Annotated in this window: 20 protein-coding genes; 11 read left to right on the top strand and 9 right to left on the bottom strand. The window is 43.3% G+C overall.

Features of this window, described 5'->3' with window-relative positions; all coding sequences use genetic code 11:
* Positions 1–1,904 (bottom strand): PKD domain-containing protein (locus PLH26_RS08535; RefSeq protein ID WP_324585592.1); only part of this gene is annotated, 1,904 nt, incomplete at its 3' end.
* A gap of 617 nt (positions 1,905–2,521) precedes the next feature.
* A complete protein-coding gene (locus PLH26_RS08530) occupies positions 2,522–4,891 on the bottom strand; it encodes a PKD domain-containing protein (protein WP_324585591.1) in 2,370 nt (789 codons plus the stop codon).
* Between the two features lie 677 nt (positions 4,892–5,568).
* Here PLH26_RS08530 and PLH26_RS08525 point away from each other — a divergent pair.
* Positions 5,569–6,501, top strand: a complete 933-nt coding sequence (locus PLH26_RS08525; RefSeq protein WP_324585590.1) for a glycosyltransferase family 2 protein — start codon at positions 5,569–5,571, stop codon at positions 6,499–6,501.
* A 12-nt stretch (positions 6,502–6,513) separates the two neighbouring features.
* Here the strand turns inward: PLH26_RS08525 and PLH26_RS08520 are convergent, their stop codons facing one another.
* Positions 6,514–7,893: a UDP-N-acetylmuramate--L-alanine ligase gene (locus PLH26_RS08520; RefSeq protein ID WP_324585589.1), complete on the bottom strand. Its 1,380-nt coding sequence runs from the start codon at positions 7,891–7,893 to the stop codon at positions 6,514–6,516.
* 153 nt (positions 7,894–8,046) lie between these two features.
* On the opposite strand from PLH26_RS08520, the gene PLH26_RS08515 reads away from it, so the two are divergent.
* Positions 8,047–9,255, top strand: a complete 1,209-nt coding sequence (locus PLH26_RS08515; RefSeq protein WP_324585588.1) for a cation:dicarboxylate symporter family transporter — start codon at positions 8,047–8,049, stop codon at positions 9,253–9,255.
* 15 nt (positions 9,256–9,270) lie between these two features.
* Here the strand turns inward: PLH26_RS08515 and PLH26_RS08510 are convergent, their stop codons facing one another.
* Positions 9,271–9,771 carry a CAP domain-containing protein gene (locus PLH26_RS08510; protein ID WP_324585587.1) on the bottom strand — a complete coding sequence of 167 codons (501 nt, stop codon included), beginning with the start codon at positions 9,769–9,771 and terminating at the stop codon, positions 9,271–9,273.
* A 208-nt stretch (positions 9,772–9,979) separates the two neighbouring features.
* Between PLH26_RS08510 and PLH26_RS08505 the strand changes: the two genes are divergently transcribed.
* From PLH26_RS08505 to PLH26_RS08485, 5 genes are all read left to right on the top strand, one after another.
* Positions 9,980–10,633 carry a toxin-antitoxin system YwqK family antitoxin gene (locus PLH26_RS08505; RefSeq protein ID WP_324585586.1) on the top strand — a complete coding sequence of 218 codons (654 nt, stop codon included), beginning with the start codon at positions 9,980–9,982 and terminating at the stop codon, positions 10,631–10,633.
* 41 nt (positions 10,634–10,674) lie between these two features.
* The gene (locus tag PLH26_RS08500) at positions 10,675–11,091 is read left to right on the top strand and encodes a hypothetical protein (RefSeq protein WP_324585585.1); all 417 of its coding nucleotides are present in this window, start codon (positions 10,675–10,677) and stop codon (positions 11,089–11,091) included.
* 10 nt (positions 11,092–11,101) lie between these two features.
* Complete coding sequence (locus PLH26_RS08495; RefSeq protein ID WP_324585584.1) at positions 11,102–11,650, top strand: inorganic diphosphatase; 549 nt, start codon at positions 11,102–11,104, stop codon at positions 11,648–11,650.
* 113 nt (positions 11,651–11,763) lie between these two features.
* Complete coding sequence (locus PLH26_RS08490; RefSeq protein WP_324585583.1) at positions 11,764–12,342, top strand: RNA polymerase sigma factor; 579 nt, start codon at positions 11,764–11,766, stop codon at positions 12,340–12,342.
* A 14-nt stretch (positions 12,343–12,356) separates the two neighbouring features.
* Positions 12,357–12,710 (top strand): hypothetical protein, encoded by a 354-nt coding sequence (locus tag PLH26_RS08485; RefSeq protein ID WP_324585582.1) that lies wholly within the window; start codon positions 12,357–12,359, stop codon positions 12,708–12,710.
* 206 nt (positions 12,711–12,916) lie between these two features.
* Here the strand turns inward: PLH26_RS08485 and PLH26_RS08480 are convergent, their stop codons facing one another.
* Positions 12,917–15,328, bottom strand: a complete 2,412-nt coding sequence (locus tag PLH26_RS08480) for a 3-hydroxyacyl-CoA dehydrogenase/enoyl-CoA hydratase family protein (protein WP_324585581.1) — start codon at positions 15,326–15,328, stop codon at positions 12,917–12,919.
* A 128-nt stretch (positions 15,329–15,456) separates the two neighbouring features.
* Between PLH26_RS08480 and PLH26_RS08475 the strand changes: the two genes are divergently transcribed.
* Positions 15,457–16,776 (top strand): glycerate kinase type-2 family protein, encoded by a 1,320-nt coding sequence (locus PLH26_RS08475; RefSeq protein ID WP_324585580.1) that lies wholly within the window; start codon positions 15,457–15,459, stop codon positions 16,774–16,776.
* A gap of 57 nt (positions 16,777–16,833) precedes the next feature.
* The gene (locus PLH26_RS08470) at positions 16,834–18,177 is read left to right on the top strand and encodes an FAD-binding oxidoreductase (protein WP_324585579.1); all 1,344 of its coding nucleotides are present in this window, start codon (positions 16,834–16,836) and stop codon (positions 18,175–18,177) included.
* Positions 18,178–18,195: 18 nt separating this feature from the next.
* Here the strand turns inward: PLH26_RS08470 and PLH26_RS08465 are convergent, their stop codons facing one another.
* The 3 genes from PLH26_RS08465 to PLH26_RS08455 all read right to left on the bottom strand — a co-directional run bounded on the left by PLH26_RS08465 (position 18,196) and on the right by PLH26_RS08455 (position 19,883).
* Positions 18,196–18,828, bottom strand: coding sequence for an MCP four helix bundle domain-containing protein (locus tag PLH26_RS08465; protein WP_324585578.1), 633 nt, complete (start codon positions 18,826–18,828; stop codon positions 18,196–18,198).
* Between the two features lie 321 nt (positions 18,829–19,149).
* Positions 19,150–19,383: a hypothetical protein gene (locus PLH26_RS08460; RefSeq protein ID WP_324585577.1), complete on the bottom strand. Its 234-nt coding sequence runs from the start codon at positions 19,381–19,383 to the stop codon at positions 19,150–19,152.
* A 278-nt stretch (positions 19,384–19,661) separates the two neighbouring features.
* Positions 19,662–19,883: a DUF2795 domain-containing protein gene (locus PLH26_RS08455; RefSeq protein WP_152268726.1), complete on the bottom strand. Its 222-nt coding sequence runs from the start codon at positions 19,881–19,883 to the stop codon at positions 19,662–19,664.
* Positions 19,884–20,111: 228 nt separating this feature from the next.
* Here PLH26_RS08455 and PLH26_RS08450 point away from each other — a divergent pair, with 228 nt between their 5' ends.
* Complete coding sequence (locus PLH26_RS08450; RefSeq protein ID WP_324585576.1) at positions 20,112–20,768, top strand: ABC transporter ATP-binding protein; 657 nt, start codon at positions 20,112–20,114, stop codon at positions 20,766–20,768.
* 276 nt (positions 20,769–21,044) lie between these two features.
* Positions 21,045–22,004 carry a hypothetical protein gene (locus tag PLH26_RS08445; protein ID WP_324585575.1) on the top strand — a complete coding sequence of 320 codons (960 nt, stop codon included), beginning with the start codon at positions 21,045–21,047 and terminating at the stop codon, positions 22,002–22,004.
* Here the strand turns inward: PLH26_RS08445 and PLH26_RS08440 are convergent.
* Positions 22,001–22,208: trypsin-like peptidase domain-containing protein (locus PLH26_RS08440; RefSeq protein ID WP_324585574.1), on the bottom strand; the 208-nt coding region annotated here is incomplete at its 5' end. The genes PLH26_RS08445 and PLH26_RS08440 overlap by 4 nt on opposite strands.

Here is a 22,208-nt window from a genome sequence, read left to right as displayed (position 1 = left end):
CTGTTGGCCGGCAAAGTGATGGTTTGATCTGCTCCCGCATCGGCTACCGGTGGCAGAGGTGCGGCTTTTACGGTAATGGTAACAACGGATGTAGAGGAAAGACCTTTGCTGTTTGTTACTGTTAATTCAAACTTATATACTCCCTCCGTAAGTGCGGTCACCGCAGTGATCGCCTGAACGGGTTCGGCAATTATTTCATTTGACGGCCCGGAAACCTTACGCCATTCATATCCGCTAATTTTGTCGCCTGGTGCGGCAGATCCACTTCCATCTAATACTACTGAGTTGTTTGGCAGTACTATTGTTTGAGCATTTCCTGCGTTAGCTACAGGAGGAGCAGCAATTGCATTTACCGTTACAGTTACTGTTGCAGACGACACAGCGCCATTATTGTCTGTAACTTTCAATTCAAATTGATATATACCTTCTGTAAGTCCGGTTACTGCTGTACTAACACCGGATGGCGTCACTATATCTTCATTAGACGGGCCGGATACCTTACTCCATTCATAACTGCTGATGCTACCCGAAGGAGCGGCAGAGCCACTGCCATCCAGTACTACGCTGTTAACAGGTAAGTCTATTGTTTGATCGTTACCGGCATCGGCGATGGGCGGCACTGGCGCAGCATTAACAGTAATGTTAACGGTAGCTGTTGAAGTACCACCATTGTTATCGGTTATTTTTAATTGAAAAGTGTATACACCTTCTACAAGGCCGCTAACCAAAGTGGAAGAAGCAGCGGGTGATGCAATTGTTCCGGAAGAAGGGCCGGAAAGTTTAGTCCACTGGTAACTGGTTATGGTTCCCGAAGGAGCAGTTGACTTTGTTCCGTCAAGGTTTACATTGCTGACAGGAAGCGTAATGGTTTGTGCACTGCCTGCATTGGCTACCGGCGGCAATGGAGCAGGATTAACCTTTATAGTTACCGCTGCTGTGGAAGTACCGCCTTTGCTATCTGTAACCTTTAGCTGAAATTGATATGTGCCTTCGACAAGATTTACTACAGAAGATTTTGCGCTGTTCGGCGAAGATATTGCACCGCCCGGGGGTCCCGATATTTTTGCCCATGCATAACCGGTAATTGTTCCTGCGGGAGCTGTTGATTTGGATCCGTCAAGTGTGATGCTGTTAGACGGTAACGTTATCGTTTGATTGGTGCCCGCGTCAGCTACCGGCGGGGCGGCCACTGAACCTCCTTTTTTATAAGAGAGCATCCATTCATATACGTTTAGCCCGTTCTCCCTGAAGTTAGGGTCATAGGTTTTTGACCAGGCGTCATGCCCGTTGGCATTAAAAACCGTTAGTTTGGCTTTAGGGTCGGGAGGCGGGATACAGGCATTTACTGCCTTTACACAAGAGTCCAGTTTCCATGGCGGGGCACCTGTATCTCCGGAGTTATTCGTTCCCCACATTGCCATTTTTGATGAAGCTATATTGCAAGCCTCACCATCCCGGGGAAGTACTCCCCCGCAAACAAGCAGCATCGCAGCTATGCGGCTGGCATTTGCTTTAGACCGGCTTGCATATCTCCAACTCATATAACCACCTAAACTAAGCCCGGTTAGATATATTCTATCTTCATCAACTCTGTATTTCGAAATACAATACTTGACCAAAGCATCAATAGAAGGAACATAGTTGGTGGGCTCTTTTGATTGTGGAGAAATCACAATAAAAGAAAAGCTCTCGCCTCCCACGGTAAAAGAAGACGGGAATTTGCCCTGGTTTATAAGTTTGGGTGGCCCATTTACTAAAACTCTCGGAAGCTGGGCGGCAGAACCATCTCCGCGTTCTCCGTTCCCATGAAGAAAAATAATCAGCGGAAATTTCTTAGTTGGTTGAGATGCATAATTAACAGGTAATGATTCATAATACCCTTTTATATTCTCGCCAAACGTCATATACACCGGTTTCTGTGTTTGAACCTGTGAAAACGAAGGTTGCAAAAAGGAAATGAACAATAAGAAAAGCAAAGCCTTTCCACGCCAAAGATGAATCTGGTTTAGCTGTTTCATGGTTTTCAGGGATACGGATTTCTAAAAATTCTAAGGTTAGTTCAATAAAATATTCAACGTATATTTTTTAATGAGCGTATGCCGGTCTTGAAATGTATTTTAAAAACTAAAGCATTGTCATAAAAACTATCATATCATAATTACTGAAAGCTATTTGAAATCAATCTTACCTGTTGATGTACTCAAACCAAATGCCGAAACAGAAAGGATTATATTAGCAGGATTACCGAATGATAAAAAGTAAGATATGCTCCGTTCCAATTTCAAAAATCATTACTGCCACGAAAATTGTTTTTGAAACTTTGATCGGAAAAACTTGATTTAAGATTTGACCAGCACAATATCGCAATGTAGGTTATGCCCAAGAAAAGATTCAAAAGATCGGAGGTAAAAACCTGAAGCATAGTAAAGGCCAGTTCATTATCGTATGGCGGTTTTAACAATAAAAAAACTGCCCCGGAATACTTTCTGAGGCAGTTTCATCTAAAAGATGCTATTGATAATTATTGCTTTAAGATCTTCATGGTTTTCCTGTACTTATTATCAACAATAACTTGTGCAATATATGTACCGGCGGCAAGTTTGGATACATTAAACGTTTTGCTCAACGATCCTGAGGTATTTTTCATAAATTCCTGTTGCAGCAACACCTGCCCGGTCAAACTATATACAATCATATTCGTCTTCCCTGTGGCTCTGCCTCCAATGCGTATGTTCATATCTGATTTTACAGGGTTAGGATTGATCGTCATTTCCAGCGTTGCCGGAGCAGATAAAACTTCAGGTACTGCTGCCTGTAATGACTGATCCTGAGTAATATTCACATCCGGACTTGCCATAGTTCTGGCAGATACAGCGGATTTCACTGTTATAGTAATGTAAGAACTAACTGAATTCCCCTTAGGATCTGTTATTAACAGGCGGAATTTATAGGTGCCGGCAACTGTTAGTCCCGTTACATCCGTACCTATACTCCAGGGAGCGGCGATCTTTGCCTGTACAGGACCAACGGCTTGCGACCAGGTATGCGTGCTGCCTGAAGGTGCAGTTGAATTTTCACTGCCGTTAAGCTTAACTTTCGTAACGGGAAGCGTTATCGTTTGATTTGGACCGGCATCTGCATACAGAGGAACGGTAGAAGCAGCTTTTACAATTACGTGCACCGTAGATGTTGACCGATTGCCTTTTGTATCTTTCAACTCCAGTTGGAATGAATAATCTCCGGCAGTAGTGAGCCCGGATACAGTAGTTTTAATACTGTAAATGCTTCCAATTGTGGCTGTTTTAGGTCCTCCTGTTTGCTTCCACAGATGTGTTAGGCCCACAGGCCCATAAGATGCGGTACCGTCTAACTGCACACTGCTGGCAGGCAAAGCTACGGTTTGATCAGGACCAGCCACCGATTTGAGCGTAGTCGTTGAAGGAGCAGCATCCTGCACAGTTATATTTACCGTAGATACGGCAATATTGCCCTTTGTATCTTTTAACTGAAGCTGAAAAGAATAAGTTCCTTCACTGGTAAGCCCGGACACAGTAGTCTTAATGCTGTAGATGCTTCCAATTGAAGCCGTTTTGGGGCCGGCTGTTTGTTTCCACAAATGCGTAAGACCTGAAGGTCCGCTTGACCCTGTACCATCTAAAGTTACACTACTCTTGGGGAGTGTAATAGTTTGATTGCTTCCTGCAACAGCTTTTAATGTAGAAACAGCTGCTGCATTTACTATAACATGCGCAACCGAATAAGATACGTTTCCTTTTGTATCGGTTACCCTTAACCGGAACGCATAGTCGCCGGCTTTATTAAGCCCCGAAACAGAAGTCTTAATTCCAGACGGGCTGCCTATCGTAGCGGTCCCGGGACCGATGGTTTGCTCCCAACGGTAAGTACTACCAGAAGGTGCTATCGATTTGCTACCATCAAGGGCTGCACTGCTGGCAGGCAGAGTAATGACAATATCTTGTCCGGCATGTGCAACCGGTAATGGATCCGGGGCGGCGGGGGCAGGCGCAGGAGCAGGCTGTGGCGCTGACCCCTTCCTATAAGACAACATCCATTCATATATATTCATTTGATTCACCCTGAAGTTGGGATCATATGATTTGGTCCATGCATCATGTCCACCGGCCTGATGTATGGTGATCTTTGCCTTGGGAGATATTGATGTAGCGTTTATTTTATTTACCAGTTCCTGGGCCTTCGTTGCAGAAATATACGGATCACCGGAATTGTTCAAAAACCACATCGGAAGGTTTGCGCCGGTTACAGTGGTGATGCCGGAAGCTGTTCCTGATGCTCCCGAACAAACCGGAACTATTGCCGCCAGCTTGCTCACCCTGTCTTTACTGGACGCAGGAAAATCCCAGGTCCTTTTTCCACCTAAGCTCAGCCCCGTAAGGTAAATTCGCGAAACATCAACCCTGTAGTGCTGTATGCAATAATTAATCATTGCTTCAATTGCTTCCGGTTGACCTGAGCTCCGTGTAAACTGGGGGGATATTACAATGAAAGAAAACTTCTCGCCGCCAACCGTAAAAGAAGCCGGGAAAGTTCCCTGATTCAGCAATTTTGGAACGGCATTTTTCAATACCAATGGTAGTTGGGTTGTTCCATTTCCCAATTCTCCTACTCCATGCAAAAAGATCAGGAGCGGATATTTTTTTGTTGGGTTGGAAGCATAATCAACAGGCAGAGACTCATAAAAACCAAGTATGGTAGGAGATACCTGTGTAGAAACAGCCCTTTGCGTTTTTTGATATTGTGCAAATGAGCTTTGAATACTGAAAATGAAAAAAGAGGAAAGAAAAATGAAAAATGAAAATAGAGTTCGCAATGGTACGTTGGGCACGATGCCACATTTCTGGTTCTGGTTCATGATTTTTCAGGAAATAAAAAGGGGGTTAAAAATTAATTGACATTAAAAAAGCACCTACAAAAAACAGTCTATTCATAGTAGGTGCATAATGTTTTCCTGCGGAAAAACCTTAAGTAAAGTTTACGCATAGTAACTGGATTTAGTATGTTATATAAAGAGTCAAGAAGACTGCAAGTATTATACCAATTACTTAATAAATGCTAAAAGTGGAAAACTTTAAACTGAACAGAATATGATTGGACCGATCCGAACAAAATGCGTACTTCTTACCAATAAAAATTTCATTCCCCTATATCTTTCTCTTAAAAATCAATAAGTTGTTTTTTTAAATAGCCCATCTATTTTATATTCCTATGAACTATCTACCTGAATTGATTACCAAAAGATAAATTCCCATTGAGAAGGAATTTAAATTATTAAAAATAAAAAAATGCATATAATATTTATTATCATTTACTTGAATAAATTTGTAAGCAAAACTGCAGCTTATTACCAACGATTATGTAAAGAACTGTACAGGGTAAAAAAATATATTTTCATTATTTTTATCACGGTATACAAATGCTGTTGTTCCTTCCGGATTGTTTGATCCAATACATTCCTACTTTAACTCCTATTTGGAAAACTGTATTTAAATCCTTTATTTCTCAACGTTCGCCAAGTTTTTTATTATTAATATGAAGAGAAATAATACCATAGCAGAAAAAAAATTCCTCCTTGTAAAAGCAAAGCCTTTAATAACCATTATTACCCTTAACTGGAACCAAACAGAAATTACCTGTCAGTTTTTAGCATCTACAAGGCAGTTGCTGTACAAAAATTACGAGATACTGGTCTGCGATATGGGCTCTGCTGCCGACCCTACAGGCAGGATAGCGGCTGAAAATTTTCCCAATACGCGTGTTTTAAAAATGGAATCTTATGCAGGAGGTAGCATAAACTGGGCTGTACAGCAAGCAAAAGGTGATTTTATTTTACTGATTAACAATCATATAGAAGTGACAGAAAATTTATTGGGTGATCTTCTGTCGCCGTTTCTAACAAACCATGCACTTGGGGTGACCTGTCCTAAAATCCGTTCTTTTCATAAAAAAAATATTATACAATATGCGGGATACAACGCGCTGAACAGGATAACCGGCCGGATCACCATCATTGGCAACAAAAAAGAAGATAAGGGGCAATATGACACCCCTCTTTACACCCACGGAGCATATAGCGGTGCTATGATGATAAGAAAAAGCCTGATTCAACATCCGGGTATGCTGCCACAACATTTCTTTACTTATTTTGATGATTCCGATATAAGTGCCCGCATTTTAAAAGCAGGATATAAAATTTTATACCAGCCTAAAGCTGTGGCTTACAATAAAAGCCCACTTCTCTCCTCCCCCAAAAGCGCCATTCATGTTTATTATACTACCCGGAACCGTATCCTTTTTATGCGCCGGAACAGCAATCTGTTACAATTTATTATTTTCTTTTCCTTTTTTGCTCTTTTTGCCGTGCCTGGCAACGCTATCAGGTTTCTAACAAAAAGGCAGTTCACGCATCTCCGGTCTTTTTTTAAAGGAATATGGTGGAATATAAAAATGAAAACAACAGCTTAACGGGGAGTTTCCCTATAACGCTTCCCATACTTCTTGTGCAAATGCCTCCAGGGAGGGATCTCTTGCACCCATAAGCAACAATACACAGTTATCGGTAAGATGATGCCGCACCCTTTCCGGGAAATCTCCCCGGCGCTCTGCAAAAAAAGCCTTTTTCCCAAATGCCTTCAAATCATTGATCAGATCATTAGCGGAGATATTTTTAACCGCAGTACCCCCCGCATAAAATATTTCACTCATCCATATTTCGTCGGAAGTCCGTAAAACAGCAGCAATTTCCTCCACAAAATCATGACGTAAAAACCGCGTGGGGCCATAGCCGTGAGGTTGAAACCATGCTATAACTTTTGGAGCAATATACTGGCACGCAGCTATGGACGCAGCACACTTGGCGGGATTATGCGCATAATCGTCTATCAGCCATACGCCATGCTTATTGCCTATAACCTGGTGCCGCCTGTAAATACCTTCATATTTTTCTAATGCAACAGCACAGGTTGGTAAATCAATATCCAGAATACCGGCAACGGCTACCGCTGCCAGCGCATTTTCCATGTTATGCCTCCCTACGGTATGCAATGAAAACGGAATACCGTTAACCCGGAATTCAATATGCAACCCCTCCTGCCTGAAATCTGCGGCAATATAGCCTGCACCGGAACTGCTGTTTGTAGAAAAATCTGTTTTGATATCCCGTGAAAGCTTTGCTGCCAGCGGATGCGCCCGGTTTACAATAAATGTTCCTTTTGTATTTCTTTTAAACACATCAAAAATATCCATCAGCGCATCTATCTCCTGGTGATCCTTATCTATATTCAATACCACGCCTATTTCGGCCTCATACTGCACAATGGATCCATCGCTTTCATCCGCCTCGATCACCAGCCATTCTCCCTTCCCTGTTTCAGCATTGCCGATTTTGCCCTGCCGCATAAGACTCACCAGCCCGGCGCCGCTTATAATACCAGGCTCAAGCCCTGCATGCTTCAAAATTTCAAATAACATGGCACTTGTAGTGCTTTTCCCGGAAGTGCCTCCAACAGCAATGGTTCGCCGGCCTTTGACAATAACAGCAAGCAGTTCCGACCGCTTAACAATGGGTATGCCCAGTTGCTTTGCTTTTTGCACTTCTGTTACAGTGTCTTCAACCGCTGCAGATACTACCACAAGCCCGGTATCGGTTGTAATACCTTCTCCGTTCTGCATGAAGCAGCGTATTCCTGCAAGCTCCAGTTTTATCTGCACATCACCGGAGCTGCCTGTAGAGAAATACCGGTCGGACCCCGATATCCGTTTTCCCATACCCGCCAGGTATTGGGCCAATGCGCTCATGCCGGTGCCTGCAATGCCAATAAAAAATACATTATCTAACCGATCTATATCAATTCCCATTTTTGAACAGATAATTTCATCACAAATAAAAGCATTATTCTCTTACCCATATTTGCGGATCCAAAAGAATGTTCATAACGCACAGCCTGTATTGCATTTTACACTACATTTAAATTTTTTTATAGGTTCACCCACTGCTTCAATATAGTATGCATGCAACCAGCCAAAGGGTTTAAACGTATTGTCTCCCACCTTACTTTCTGGGTTTTACTTGCTATTGTTATTGCGGTATTGCTGGGCTACTTTTTCCCGGCAACGGCCATAAAGGCCGAATGGATGGGTACAGGCTTCATACAACTGATCAAACTTTTTATCGGCCCTATTATTTTTCTCACCATTGTGCTGGGCATTGTAGGAATGGGCAATCTTAAAAAAGTAGGAAAGATAGGGTTAAAAGCAGTCATCTATTTTGAAATTGTTACCACCATTGCTCTTATCATTGGAATTGTATTTGCCAATATTGTTCAACCGGGCAAAATAGACAAAGCCGGCCTTGCTATAAAGGATGCTTCCGCATATGAAAGAAGCAATGCCGATTTTAACTGGGTTCATTTTATCAGGGAGAACTTCACATTGCAGGTGCTTATAGTAGCCATCGTATGCGGTATTTTACTGGGTATGAGCAAACACCAGAATAAAGTTATACCCCTGCTAACGAAAACTACAAACTTCGTATTTAAAGCACTAAAGTATGTAATGTACCTGGCGCCTTTGGGAGCTTTTGGAGGAATGGCCTATACAGTAGGAAAATTCGGTATAAAAACACTTATCCCTTTGGGTAAACTGATGCTTACCATGTATGGCACAATGGTGGTGTTTATTTTTATTGTATTGGGGCTCATCCTGCGTTACTATAAGCTGAGCATCTGGAAGTTCCTGCGCAATATACAGGAAGAGCTGCTTATTGTGCTGGGAACCTCATCTTCAGAAACCGCCCTGCCTTCCCTGATGGAAAAACTGGAAAAGATGGGATGCAGTAAACCCGTTGTTGGCCTGGTTGTTCCCACAGGTTATTCTTTCAATCTGGACGGCACATCTATCTACCTTTCCATGGCCGTTATTTTTCTTGCACAGTTATACAATGTACACCTGTCGGGCATTGAAATGATATCTATAGTGGGCATTCTCATGATCACTTCCAAAGGTGCAGCAGGCGTAACCGGCAGCGGCTTTATTATACTGGCATCCACACTTACCGCTCTTCATAAGATCCCACTGGAAGGACTGGCTTTTTTACTGGCTGTTGACAAATTTATGAGTGAAGCGCGGGCCATTACCAACATTATAGGCAATGGCGTGGCTACCCTCGTAATATCAAAAAGCGAAAATGAGTTCAGAGCGCCACCGGCAGAAGCAAGCTAAAGGCGTTTTTAAGCATTACTGTTTTTTTGCACCAAATACCTGTGTCCAGTAATTGCCCGAACGCCCCACTCCCATTTCTTTGAAATTTTTATTCATAATGTTCCTGCAATGCCCTTCGCTGTTCAGCCAACTGTTCATTACAATTTGCTCGGTTGTTTGACCCAGGGCGATATTTTCGCCATAAGCGCGCCAGTTATATCCTGCCAGCTTCATTCTATCGCCGGCTGTTGTATTTTCACCGCTTGTATGCGAAAAGTAATTGTTCACTTTCATATCATTACTATGGTCAAAAGCGGCTTTGGCCAGCAAATCATTCCACGTAAGCGCGCCAACAGGAGGCATCGCTGCATCTCCGCAGGTGCATCCTTTTGCCCTGACGCTATTCACCATATCAAGTATTACTGCCGCATTAACATTATAGGCAATATCCGGCTTTTGCCCGCCGGCCGGGTTTTGTTCATTTAAATCAGTTTTAATATCACTTTTGGTACAGGAAAAAACAACGCACGTACACATAATACACCAAATACTCCTGAGCATTGCTCTCATAGATCAAAAATTTACTTCTTAAACGCAAACAGGGCTCCGGTGATATTTAACAAATGGTAATCTTTTATAAAGCGGGCCGGAGAATGTGCTTCTCCTCTTTAACTTTTTGGCGTAACATGGCATTGTTGTTGAGCATATCTTTGCAGGATCAGAGTATTACTTCAAACATCGTTCTATGCGCTATATCATTATTGCATTATTATTCAGTTCCCTGCAAAGCCACGCGCAATTAAAAGACTATATTATATCTATAAAGGGAGATACGCTTAACAGGGTAGATAACAACAACAAAAAACAAGGCCCATGGGTAATTCATGTAGATGCACTACGGGGCGAACCGGGTTATGAAGAAGAAGGTTACTTTGCTGATGGTATAAAGGAAGGCCAATGGAGAAAATACAATCTTGTTGGTGATTTAATAGCCCTGGAAAATTACAAATGGGGCGAAAAAGACGGCAAACAACAGTATTTCACCAAAATGGGTGATCTGCTCCGGGAAGAAAGCTGGAGGGCTACCAACCCCGAAAATCCATATGACACTGTACAGGTACCGGATCCCGCCATTCCCGATAAATGGGAAACAAAAATCATAAAATTAGAAGTAGCCACTGTGGCTCACGGCACCTGGAAGTTTTACGACCCCAACACAGGTTTTATTACAAAGCAGGAGAATTATTTTTTTGGACAAAAAGAAAAAGGTCCGGGCAATGCAACCGCTGTATCAGCACCTGAAAGAGCAGTTGAAAAGCCCAAAGCCGTTGCCGAATGGGAAAAAAAGAATGCCGGGAAGAAAAAGGTAAAAGTAAGAGACGGGCGTACAGGGTACTGACGGAATCGTTTTATTCCTATTTTTGTTGCAATTATTACTTCATGCGCAGTATAATCATCTTTGCTTTAGCCACTTTTATCATATCAACAGGTTGTGCAGGAAATGAGGATTACGAAAAACCCGACGACCCGCTGGAAGCCGGAAGAGAATTTATCCGGTTTGCCCTTGACGGTGACATGCGCAGGGCCAAAATATTTATCCTGCCGGATGCCGCGAATGAAAGATTGTTTGAAAATATTGAGAAAAAATACGCTGCAGAAAGCCAGGAAGAGAAGGACAATTATAAAGACGCCAGTATCATCATTAATAAATTCCAGCCGCTTAATGATTCTGTTGCCATCATTAATTATTCCAATTCCTTCAAAAGAGAGGACAGTGAAGTTAAACTGATCAGGAGGAACGGCGAGTGGTGGGTTGACTTCAAGTATACTTTTACAGGAGATACGACAACCGAATAAAACATACTTAATGCAAACAGTACTTCATCCCTGGCACGGGGTACCTCCCGGCGAAAGTTCACCACGAATTGTAAATGCTGTAATAGAAATACCCCAGGGATCCCGGCAGAAATACGAAATAGATAAGCCGAGCGGATTGCTTAAGTTAGACAGGGTCATCTATTCTTCTTTTTATTACCCGGTGAACTATGGTTTTATTCCACAAACCTACGGCGACGATAAAGACCCTCTTGATATACTGGTGATCTCCAGTTTGAGTATACAACCCTTATGTCTTGTTCAGGCCAAAGTAATTGGCGTAATGCAAATGATTGACGGAGGCGATGCAGACGATAAAATTATTGCCGTTGCGAACAACGACCCGGGTGTGAACTATATCAATAATATAGAAGAGATGCCCAAACATTTTTTTAGTGAATTGCGGCAATTTTTTGAAGAATATAAAAAACTGGAAAACAAAACAGTAAGCGTTAATGAATTCCAGGATAAAGCAATGGCACTTAAAATAATAGAAGAAGCAATTCTTTTTTATAAAGAAAATTTTGGGGAGAAAGAATAAGTTATATGAGGATAAACACACGGCTTTAGAACAACTTTCTCCATTTGGCCCCGGACGTATGGAATTATCAGCAATCGGCATCTAAGCTTATATAACCAATTCATTTTGCAGGTGTGGCATCTTCACAATATGACCATATAACAGATACCGGGCTACTGGAAAATTATTATGCCGATGGCAATAATAAATGGCTGGGCATACTGATGCAGCGCTATACCTTACTGTTGTATGGTGTGTGCATGAAATATTTAAAGCATGAGGAGGAAGCCAAAGATGCAGTACAGCAAATTTTTTTAAAGGTCATTTCGGAACTGCAAAAATACCGCGTTACCTATTTCAAAAGCTGGCTGTATATGGTAGCCCGCAATTATTGTCTCATGCAACTGAGGGATAAAGAAAAAATCCCTTTGCCTGTTACGGAAAAAATGCTGGGTTCAGAACCGGATGAAAACAGCAATCTGGCTGTGCACCGGCAAAAAGATGCTGCATTATCTGCCCTGGATGAGGCCCTGGAAGAGCTTAATGAGGATCAGAAACAATGCATTATGCTTTTTTACCTTCAAAAAAGATCTTACAACGAAATAGCATTAATAACAGGATATTCGCCCATGCAGATCAAAAGTCATATCCAAAACGGGAAACGCAACCTGAAGATCATCATGGGAAAGAAAATGAAAAAAAATATAGTTTAAGCAATTATAAAAATATGAACAATGACCTCTTAAACATATTATCCCATTCAAAAGAAACAGACCAGCAGAAGTTACTGGACTACCTGGAAGGTAAGCTGTCGCCGGAAGAAAAGCATGAAATAGAAAAGCTGCTGATAGATTCCGACTTCGACAGCGATGCTGCAGAAGGATTACAACAGGTGCAGGATAAGAGCAACATTCCCGCAGTGGTAAATGAACTGAACAAAATGCTGGTTAAAAAACTTTCCAAACGCAGAAAAAAACTATTGAAAAAGAAATCACCGGAACTAACGATCCCGGTAGTTGCTACCATTATTATTTTATTGCTGATATTTATGTTCTATGTTCTGCTCAGGGGACGTTTATGATTTTGCATAAGGCATCAGCGGTCAGGTGGCAACTGCTAACGATTTGAATTTTATTTGCTTTTTGTAATTTGTCTCTTGATGCTTTGCGCTTAAGTGCGGTCTGACGCTCCTTCGTTGCGTGCCGACCGCACATTCTCACCCGTTTGTTCAGTCGCCCGCCCGGATGACTCCAGTCGGACGGGGGCAGGCATTTTCATATTTTCACATTAATTCCTAACCGGCTTGCCACCCTTTAAAACACTTTGTATCCGTTCCAGGGTCTTTTTTTCACCGCAAAGGCTCAGGAACGCTTCTCTTTCAAGGTCAAGCAAATATTGCTCGCTAACCAGAGAAGGCTCACTAAGGTCGCCCCCGCACATTACGTAAGCCAGTTTTTTAGCTACCACCACATCATGATCGGTAGCATAATTGGCTCTCCACATACCATTGATGCCGGCATATAAAGCCCCAAGTGCAGAACGCCCGGCTACTCTAACATCGGTACGCTGTACAGGAGTTACATAGCCGTTATCAAATATTTCTATAACACTGCTTTTAGCGGCAGCAATCCGCCTGTTGGGGTTAAGGATCACCTCATCATGCCCCTTTCTTAAAATGCCCAGGTCAAAAGCTTCAAAAGCGCTGGTAGATACTTTTGCAGTTGCTATCGTTAAAAAGCGGTTCTTTAAAGTAATCGTATCCGGCTCATCTTCGTGCATTTCATCTGCAGCACGCAACACGAATTCTTTGGTGCCCCCGCCTCCCGGTATTAACCCCACACCCAGTTCTACCAATCCTATATAGCTTTCTGCTGCAGGTAATGCTTTGTCGCTGTGCAAGCTCAACTCGCAGGCGCCGCCTAAGGTTAATGCATGGGGCGCCACCACTACCGGCACACCCGAATACCGGGCGCGCATCATTGTATTCTGGAATGCCCGTACAGCCATATCCAGTTCTTCGTACTCCTGCTCCACTGCAAACATAAAGATCATGCCTACATTGGCACCGGCAGAAAAATTCTGACCATCGTTAGCTATTACAACGCCTTTGTATTTTTCTTCGGCCAATGCAATTGCCTTTTGAATACCTTCAAGCACCTCCCCCCCTATTGTTCCCATTTTGGTATTCCATTCCAGCCCAAGCACATCATCACCCAAATGATATACATTAGCCGCACTGTTTTTCCAAACCGTTTGACCTGCAAAATTTTTCATTACCAGAAAAGCCTCTTCTGTTCCTGCAGCCACAGTAGGAACATAAGTGCCGCCGCCAGGCGAATAACATAAGGTAAGGCCTTTCTCAACTTTATAAAAAGCAGTGTTGCCTTTTGCAAGCATATCATCAACCCAGGATGCAACAGTATAGCCTGCATCTTTCATCGCTTTAAGCGTTTTTTCCACACCCAGTGCGTCCCAGGTTTCAAATGCACCGATCTCCCAGCCAAAGCCGGCTTTCATGGCGTCATCAATGCGGTATACTTCATCAGAAATTTCGGGTATCCGGTGAGAGATATAAGAAAACAAGCTGTAATGAAACTGCCTGTAAAATTCCCCCGCCTTATCCTGCCCGGCCACCAGCGCTTTTATACGCAGCTTCAGATCATCTATTCCCTTAGCTGTTTCTATTGTTGCGAATTTTGGCTTTTTACGGGGCTCATATTCAAGCGTGGAAAGATTGAGTACCAGGATTTCGGAACCGCCATTCTTCGATTTTATTTTTTTGAAAAAACCCTGCCCGGTCTTATCGCCCAGCCATTTGTTCTCTACAAGCTTTTCTACCCAGGCGGGAATAATAAAAGTATCTTTCGCTTCATCCTGAAGGCAGTTATCATGAACCCCCCGGGCAACTTTAACCAGGGTATCTATGCCCACAACATCAGCCGTACGAAAAGTTGCCGATTTGGGGCGGCCAAAAACCGGACCTGTAAGCGCCTCCACCTCATCAATGCTTAAACCTAATTTTTCAACCAGTTTAAATATGGATGCCATGCTGTATACCCCGATCCTGTTGGCAATAAAAGCAGGAGTGTCTTTACACAATACGGTAGTTTTGCCCAGGAACAGGTCGCCATATTCCATTAAAAAATCTACTACCTCCCTGTCGGTATAAGCAGTAGGGATAATTTCCAATAACCGCAGGTAACGGGGCGGGTTAAAGAAATGCGTACCGCAAAAATGCTTCTTAAAATCTTCGCTCCTGCCCTCTGCCATAAGGTGTATGGGGATGCCGGAAGTATTGGATGTGATGAGCGTGCCGGGTTTGCGGAACTTCTCTACCTCTGCAAACACGCTTTGCTTGATATCCAGCCTTTCCACTACCACCTCAATGATCCACTCGCAGGTGGCGATATCCTTCATGTTATCCGTAAAGTTCCCCGTTTTGATCTTCTTCACAACCTCTTTTGTATATACCGGGGAGGGGTTGGACTTTATGGCTGCTGCCAGCGCATCATTAACGATACGGTTTTTTACGGCCGGATGATCGGCCGTTAACCCCTTTGCTTTTTCGGCATCCGTTAACTCTTTCGGAGCAATATCCAACAGCAAAACCGGAACGCCCGTTCCTGCAAAATGACATGCAATACGGGAACCCATTACACCCGAACCCAGCACCGCAACTTTTTTTATGATCCGTTTCATACAACTATCCTTTGCGTTTATAAGATATATTAAATTAGTTAGTTAAACAACTAATTGACACCGAAGATAATGTAAAATTGATTGGGAAGAACAGCGTTGGGGATTTAAAACTAATGTTAATTTCGGGCATGTCAAGAGCAGATGCCATACAGATATTTCTTGCCGGAGTAGAAGCAGTAAAACCTGCACATTTTATTCCACAGCATATTCAATTGCGGGGAAACAGGATAAAAATAGCGGACCAAAGCTTCGCGTTGACCGACATTAATAACCTCTATGTGGCTGCAGTGGGAAAAGCTGCGGCTGCAATGGCTTTGGAAACAGAGAAAATTTTAGGCTCCTGCATAGCCGGAGGAATTGTGACTACCAAATACGATCATGCGCTTGAGCTGGCTTATAGCCGCACCATTGAAGCCGGGCATCCGGTACCCGATGATAACAGCTTGCTGGCGGGGAAAGCAGTAGCAGAATTATTTAAAAAAGCCGGGGAAAAAGATACAATTCTTTTACTGGTGAGCGGAGGAGCCTCCGCTTTGCTGGCTGATGCTCCTTCCGGTTGCAGCCTGGAAGATCTGCAGCAAACAGGACAGTTGCTTCTTGATTGCGGGGCAGCCATTGATGAAATAAATACGGTAAGAAAACATCTGTCGCTTATAAAAGGAGGGCAACTGATGCAATACACCCGGGCAAAAATAATCGCACTTCTGTTAAGCGATGTTCCGGGTGATGACCTCTCCGTAATTGCCAGCGGGCTAACAGTACCCGACTCAACAACATTTAAGGATGCATGGAGGATCATAGAGAAATACCAGCTTTCGGAAAAGCTTCCGGCAAGTACCCGGAACTGGCTGAAAAGGGGGGTTGAGGAAGCGATACCGGATACGCCAAAACCCGGAAATCCTGCATTTAACAAAGTGTATAATACACTGGTAGCTACGAATCAGACAGCGCTGGATGCCGCTGAGCAAAAAGCAAAAAAGCTGGGTTATGCCACAACCATTCTTTCGCCTGTGCTAACCGGTGAGGCCGAAATGCAGGCCCGGGCTTTTATCAACCGGCTTAAAAATGAAAACAACAGCTCCCCCGCCTGCCTTTTATGGGGTGGTGAAACAACAGTTACCATACAGGGAACGGGTAAAGGCGGACGCAACCAGCAATTTGCTTTGGCTGCACTATGCGCCCTGAAGGATGAGGAATGGCTGAAGAACCATAATATTGCTATTCTTTCGGGAGGTACAGACGGAACGGATGGTCCCACAAAAGCAGCGGGGGCAGTGATTGATTCAGACACTTTTATCAAATTGAATGAGCTTTCCATTGATCCGGAAGCTTATCTTCATAACAATGATGCATTTCATTTTTTTGAAAAAGCAGGGGGACTCATCATAACAGGACCTACACAAACCAATGTAATGGACATAGTGGTGGGAGTGATCAATAACCCATAAAAAAGCAAAAATTATTATCTCTGTCTACTAAATTATAGTTTGCAGCGTTTTTATACCATGGCAACCGAACATCAGGAAATATTAGCAGGCTGGGGCAATTATCCAAAAGCCAGTTCATACGTAACTGTTCCTGCGAATGAACAGGAACTAAAGAAAAATATAGCGCAGGAAACCGTTATTGCAAGAGGCTTGGGCAGAAGTTATGGCGACCAGTCCATCCATACCCGTAAAAAAGTGTGTGTTTGCACCAGGATGCATCATTTTCTTTCGTGGGACGAAGAGAGGGGTATCCTTGAATGTGAGGCCGGCACAAGCCTTGATGAAATTATAACCACATTTGCTCCCCGCGGGTGGATGCCCATGATCTGCCCCGGAACCAAGTTCGTAACCATAGGCGGATCCATAGCCAACGATATACACGGCAAAGCGCATCATGCAGACGGCTCCTTCATAAACTGCGTGATCTCCTTTACCATTTTACTGGCCAACGGAAATATAGTCACTGCTTCAAGAGAAGAGCATCCCGACCTGTTCATAGCCAATTTTGGCGGACTCGGCTTACTCGGCATTATACTAACGGCTAAGATCAGGCTCAGAAAAACGGAGACCACTTATTTCAAACAGCAATCCATAAAGGTCAATTCCCTGGAAGAAATGCTGAATGCGCTGGAACAATATAAAGACTACAATTACTCCGTTGCCTGGATTGACCCGCTCGCTGCAGGAAAAAAATCAGGCAGCGGTGTGTTAACAGTGGGCAACGCTGCCACACTGGAGGAACTGCCGGAAGCATTAAAAAAGGAGCCTTTAAAAATCCATGCTCCATCCAAACTGAACGTTCCTTTTTTCTTACCTGGCTTTGCATTGAATAATATTACAGTACGGTTGCTGAACCAACTGATCGGCTTCATACAAAATTCCCCAAAACCATATGTACATTATGAAAAATTTTTCTTCCCGCTGGATATGATCAATAACTGGAACAGGGGCTATGGCAAAAGGGGCTTTATTCAATACCAGTTCGTGATCCCCGAACAAAACGGACTGAGTAATCTCAGGCATATCATGGAAATGATCGCTTCCAGCGGTTGCACCCCATTTCTGAACGTCTTTAAAAAAATGGGGACGGGACAGGGTATCTTATCCTTCCCTTTTCAGGGCTATACACTGGCAATTGATTTTCCGGTTACCAAAAACCTGAAAGCGTTTACCAAACAGTTAGACCAGGCTGTATTACAGGCGGGGGGAAGAATATACCTGGGTAAAGATGCCATGCTCGACAAGTTAACCTTCAGGCTTATGTACCCGCAGTACGAAGAATGGCTAACCATTAAAAGAAAATACGATCCTGCAAATGTATTTGCGTCTGATCTTTCCGCACGGCTGGGACTGGAAGCTTAAGAAGGAATAAAGCATTTTTTAATTGTGCAGATACCTGTGCGAAACCGGGTAAACCACTTTTTCTGACGCAGTTAGCAGCATTAATCCTATGATGCCAAGAATAAAAAGAAAAGAAACTTCGAGATAGGCCTGGATTATGGTGCTGTTAATGATAGACTTTGATTCGTTCTGAAGCCTCATCCCTTCACTGGTTTGGGTTGCGTTTAACTGCATCAAGGAATGAAGCGCCTTATCAAAACTGGAATGCAGGTTGTTCATATGTGTATGTTCAGCGGATGAACCATACAGGGCTTCGGCTTCATTATAATCCCGCAGGTGTTGCCTGAAACCTGTCCATTGCTGCTTCTCCTCTTCCGTAAGATAAGTAGCCTCATATGCATCTATAATACGCGACATCTCGGCATTGTGCTGATCCAGCCGGGCTGATGCAGATTTTGCGGGCATGGTTTGCAGCAACAATTGTTTTTGATAAAGAAGACCGTTCATCTGAAAAATATAACCGGCAGGTATAAGCCGGTCCTGATAAATAGAAGATATGTTTTTTGTAAGATCATCATATTGCCGCCTGCTTACAAAATTATTGATCAATGCCAGCACCAGAATAGCAAATAACACCATGACAATCGTTCGTTTTTCTACCGGCCATTTCATAGAAGAGTATTAAAAGTAAAAAATCAGGTATTCAATGTCTTCAATTTACATATAAATCCGGTTCAGAAGTCGCTTGCGGGCGCATTTCAAACTGTTTCACCGCTTTGCTTCATGTGGGCGGTGGAATAACGCCCACGGCAGGCCGCCCCGGCTGGCATCTTCACGATGGCCGTTAACTTAAGTTTTTTAGAGGATTAAGCTGCAGGCTCATCCTTTACGGCAAGTGGAGACACGTGCCGGGGCAATTGCCCGGGGCTGTCTCAAAAGTTATGTTTTGCCACTAAGACCCGCCTTTTGAGACAGCCTTATCCCTATTCCCGATTATTGTTCTTTCTGCAGTAAAATAAATCTTTCAACCTGCTTACAGGCAGCTTCAAAACGCTTTTTTAACTTTTCTGTATCGCATTGGAATGCTGTATTGGAAGATCTGTCAGTAAAATAGGCCATAACCTGGTCTTCATACTCGTGGAAAGAAGAAGAGAATAAATGATGCCGGGTATAAACAATGTTCGAAGGCGTCGCTTGCAACGCTTCAGGGTTGTTTGCAAAACTCATCGTTATGGGATTTAGGGTCAGTAAATCTACTAAAAAAATCTATTCCGATACCTTTTTTTTGTTTACACTTTGAGAAGCTTTTTTTAACAAAGTGCTCATACCCCCCCTGATATCGGTTTATGAGCGCATCCGTCTTAACGGAGCGTAAAACTTTCATCATTGCTGCACAGTGTGAGCAGATGCAGCAAAAAAAACCGTTCCTGTTAAGAACGGTTAAATTAATGCCAATATAGCCAGGAGCACCCATCACGTATCAGATGAGGCGCAATTGGCCTGCACTAATATTCATCTTCATTAAAAAAGAAATCTTCCTGTGAAGGATAATCCGGCCATATATCATCAATACCTTCATATATCTCGCCTTCATCTTCCAGTTCCTGCAGGTTTTCAATTACTTCTATAGGCGCACCACTACGGATAGTATAATCAATCAGTTCATCTTTGGTAGCGGGCCACGGGGCGTCTTCAAGATAGGATGCAAGTTCAAGTGTCCAGAACATTTATTACTTTTTTTAAACGATGATCAGATTTTGCTTTCAGTGTCGTTTCTCCCTCTTTTAAAGGTTTGACGACCAAATTTTCCGCAAAAGTAAAGTTTAGCACGTAATTTCCAAATTCACTTATCCGGATCAGCAAAATTGAACGATCCCTGAGGGCAATTATTGCGGTTGCTTTTGTTAAGTGTTGGGGTAATGATTAATTTTCAGTTTTTAAATAAGCCGTTATACATGTTATCTGTAAAAAATATAATAAAATCCTATGGCAGCCTTCAGGTGCTGAAAGGTGTAAGCCTTAACATACAACGCGGGGAGATCGTGAGCATTGCCGGCTCCTCCGGCGCAGGGAAAAGTACTTTATTGCACATTATTGGCACTCTCGACCGGGCAGATAGCGGGGAGATCAGTTTGCACGATCAGCGGCTGGATCTGCTCAATGGCAAAAAACTGGCGGCTTTCCGGAACCGGCATATGGGGTTTGTGTTCCAGTTTCATCATCTGCTGCCCGAATTCAGCGCTTTCGAAAACGTATGTATACCAGGATGGCTTTCCAACAAAAAGAAAAAAGAAACAGAAGCCAGGGCTAAGGCTTTATTGGAAACCCTGGGCTTGAAAGACAGGATAGAACACAAGCCCTCAGCACTTTCGGGGGGCGAGCAACAACGCGTTGCTGTGGCCCGGGCTCTTATAAATAAGCCCGATATTGTATTTGCCGACGAGCCTACAGGCAATCTTGATTCGAAAAATGCAAGGGAACTGCACCGCTTGTTTGTCCAGCTGCGGGATGCGCACCGGCAAACATTCCTCATTGTAACACATAATGAGGAGCTTGCTAAAATGAGCGACCGGGTTTTGCATATGAAAGATGGAAAGATCGTAGACAATTAAAGCAGGCAGACCCGATGATAAGCAGTGTAAATGCCAGTTCATGTGCCAAATACTATTCCCCCCGTAATCTTATTTTTATTACTTTCACTATGCTATTGCTCCTGATAATTTCATAATCCTGCTCTGCGAAAATATATACTCCAATATTATTGTTCTGATTAAAATCCTCTTATCCGGCATCTGCAATATCATTCACCCCAGGGAAAATGAACTCCACAGAAAGATACAGTTTCCGGATAAATGCCACTTTATTTTTTCATTAATAAACTTTTATCTATGCCCATTTTTCAATCAAAAAGCGGATCCCTCTTTAACCAGGCAGCATGGGAACAAAACCTGCCGGATGGAAATGAATCCAAATCATTTTTAGAAAGCGTTGACGAAGCATCCAACCAATTCATCCTCTTACAATTGTCTGATGGCGATAAAAGGGTGCTCAATACGACCGAAGTGGTACCCAAATTGCAGGGAACAGAAAAGCCCGACATCAATATGCTGCTCGACTTTGAGAGCTTTAAAATCGGCTCCGATGAAAATATTGACCCCAAAACAAAAGCTACTCTGCAATTGAAAGTAGGCCAGGAGCATAAAATTACCGGGCTGGAAAAACTTTTTTATTGCATCAACGGCGGGCTGGACCTCTATAATGAAATCAAAAGAAAAAAAGCAGAGCCAAAGGATTTTAAACAAAGTACAGAAGCGGCTTTAGGAAATAAGCCCATTTCTTTACCGGGCGGCATAGGGCAAATTTCGCTGAACGTGGTTAAACACGATGAACCCAAATGGTGGCAGAAAATATTTTCTTTTGCAAAATCCGACTCTGCAAAAAACCTGATGTCCTTAATCGGATTCGGCGGTATTACGGAAGTAGCCGTTAACTCCATTGCAGGCATGCTGGATAATCTTTTCGATAAGGAGCCTGAAATCCTTTTTCAAAGCCAGGCAGTAAAGTTAAGCTTTACCCAGGCAGGAAAGGAAGAACTGGGCGGCAACCTGTCAACCGTTAAGGTGAGCTGCCTGAACCCGGGATTATGGGTTATGGCCCGTAAAACGGATTACGACACGATCCTTAGCACCAACCCCGTTTATTATTCCGGGTTTGGCGTACTGGCGCCCGAAGGCATGAGCGAGATTGATGCCCTAAAAGACAGCGGCAATAACCCGTTCTCAAAAATCACTTATGCTATTATAAAGGCGAAGATCAAAGAAACAGATCTGAAAGAAAATGTTTTTTAAAAGGTGATCGCGTTTCTAATGGACTGTATCCACATGCCTTCATTGGCCTGGTAGGTGCCGGGCTTGCCGTGCAGCCTGGGCATTTCCCCGCTTCCGGCATGATGCAGCCCTATCAGCTCCCATTGCTGGTTAAACACCGGGCTGCCGGAACTACCACCCGTTGTTGGCGTACGGTAATGTATCCGGGGGTCTTCATGATCCAGC

Origin of the sequence: Agriterribacter sp., assembly GCF_035444585.1 — a bacterium.
Taxonomy (GTDB): Bacteria; Bacteroidota; Bacteroidia; order Chitinophagales; family Chitinophagaceae; genus Agriterribacter.
This window is presented reverse-complemented; position numbering and strand designations above follow the sequence as displayed.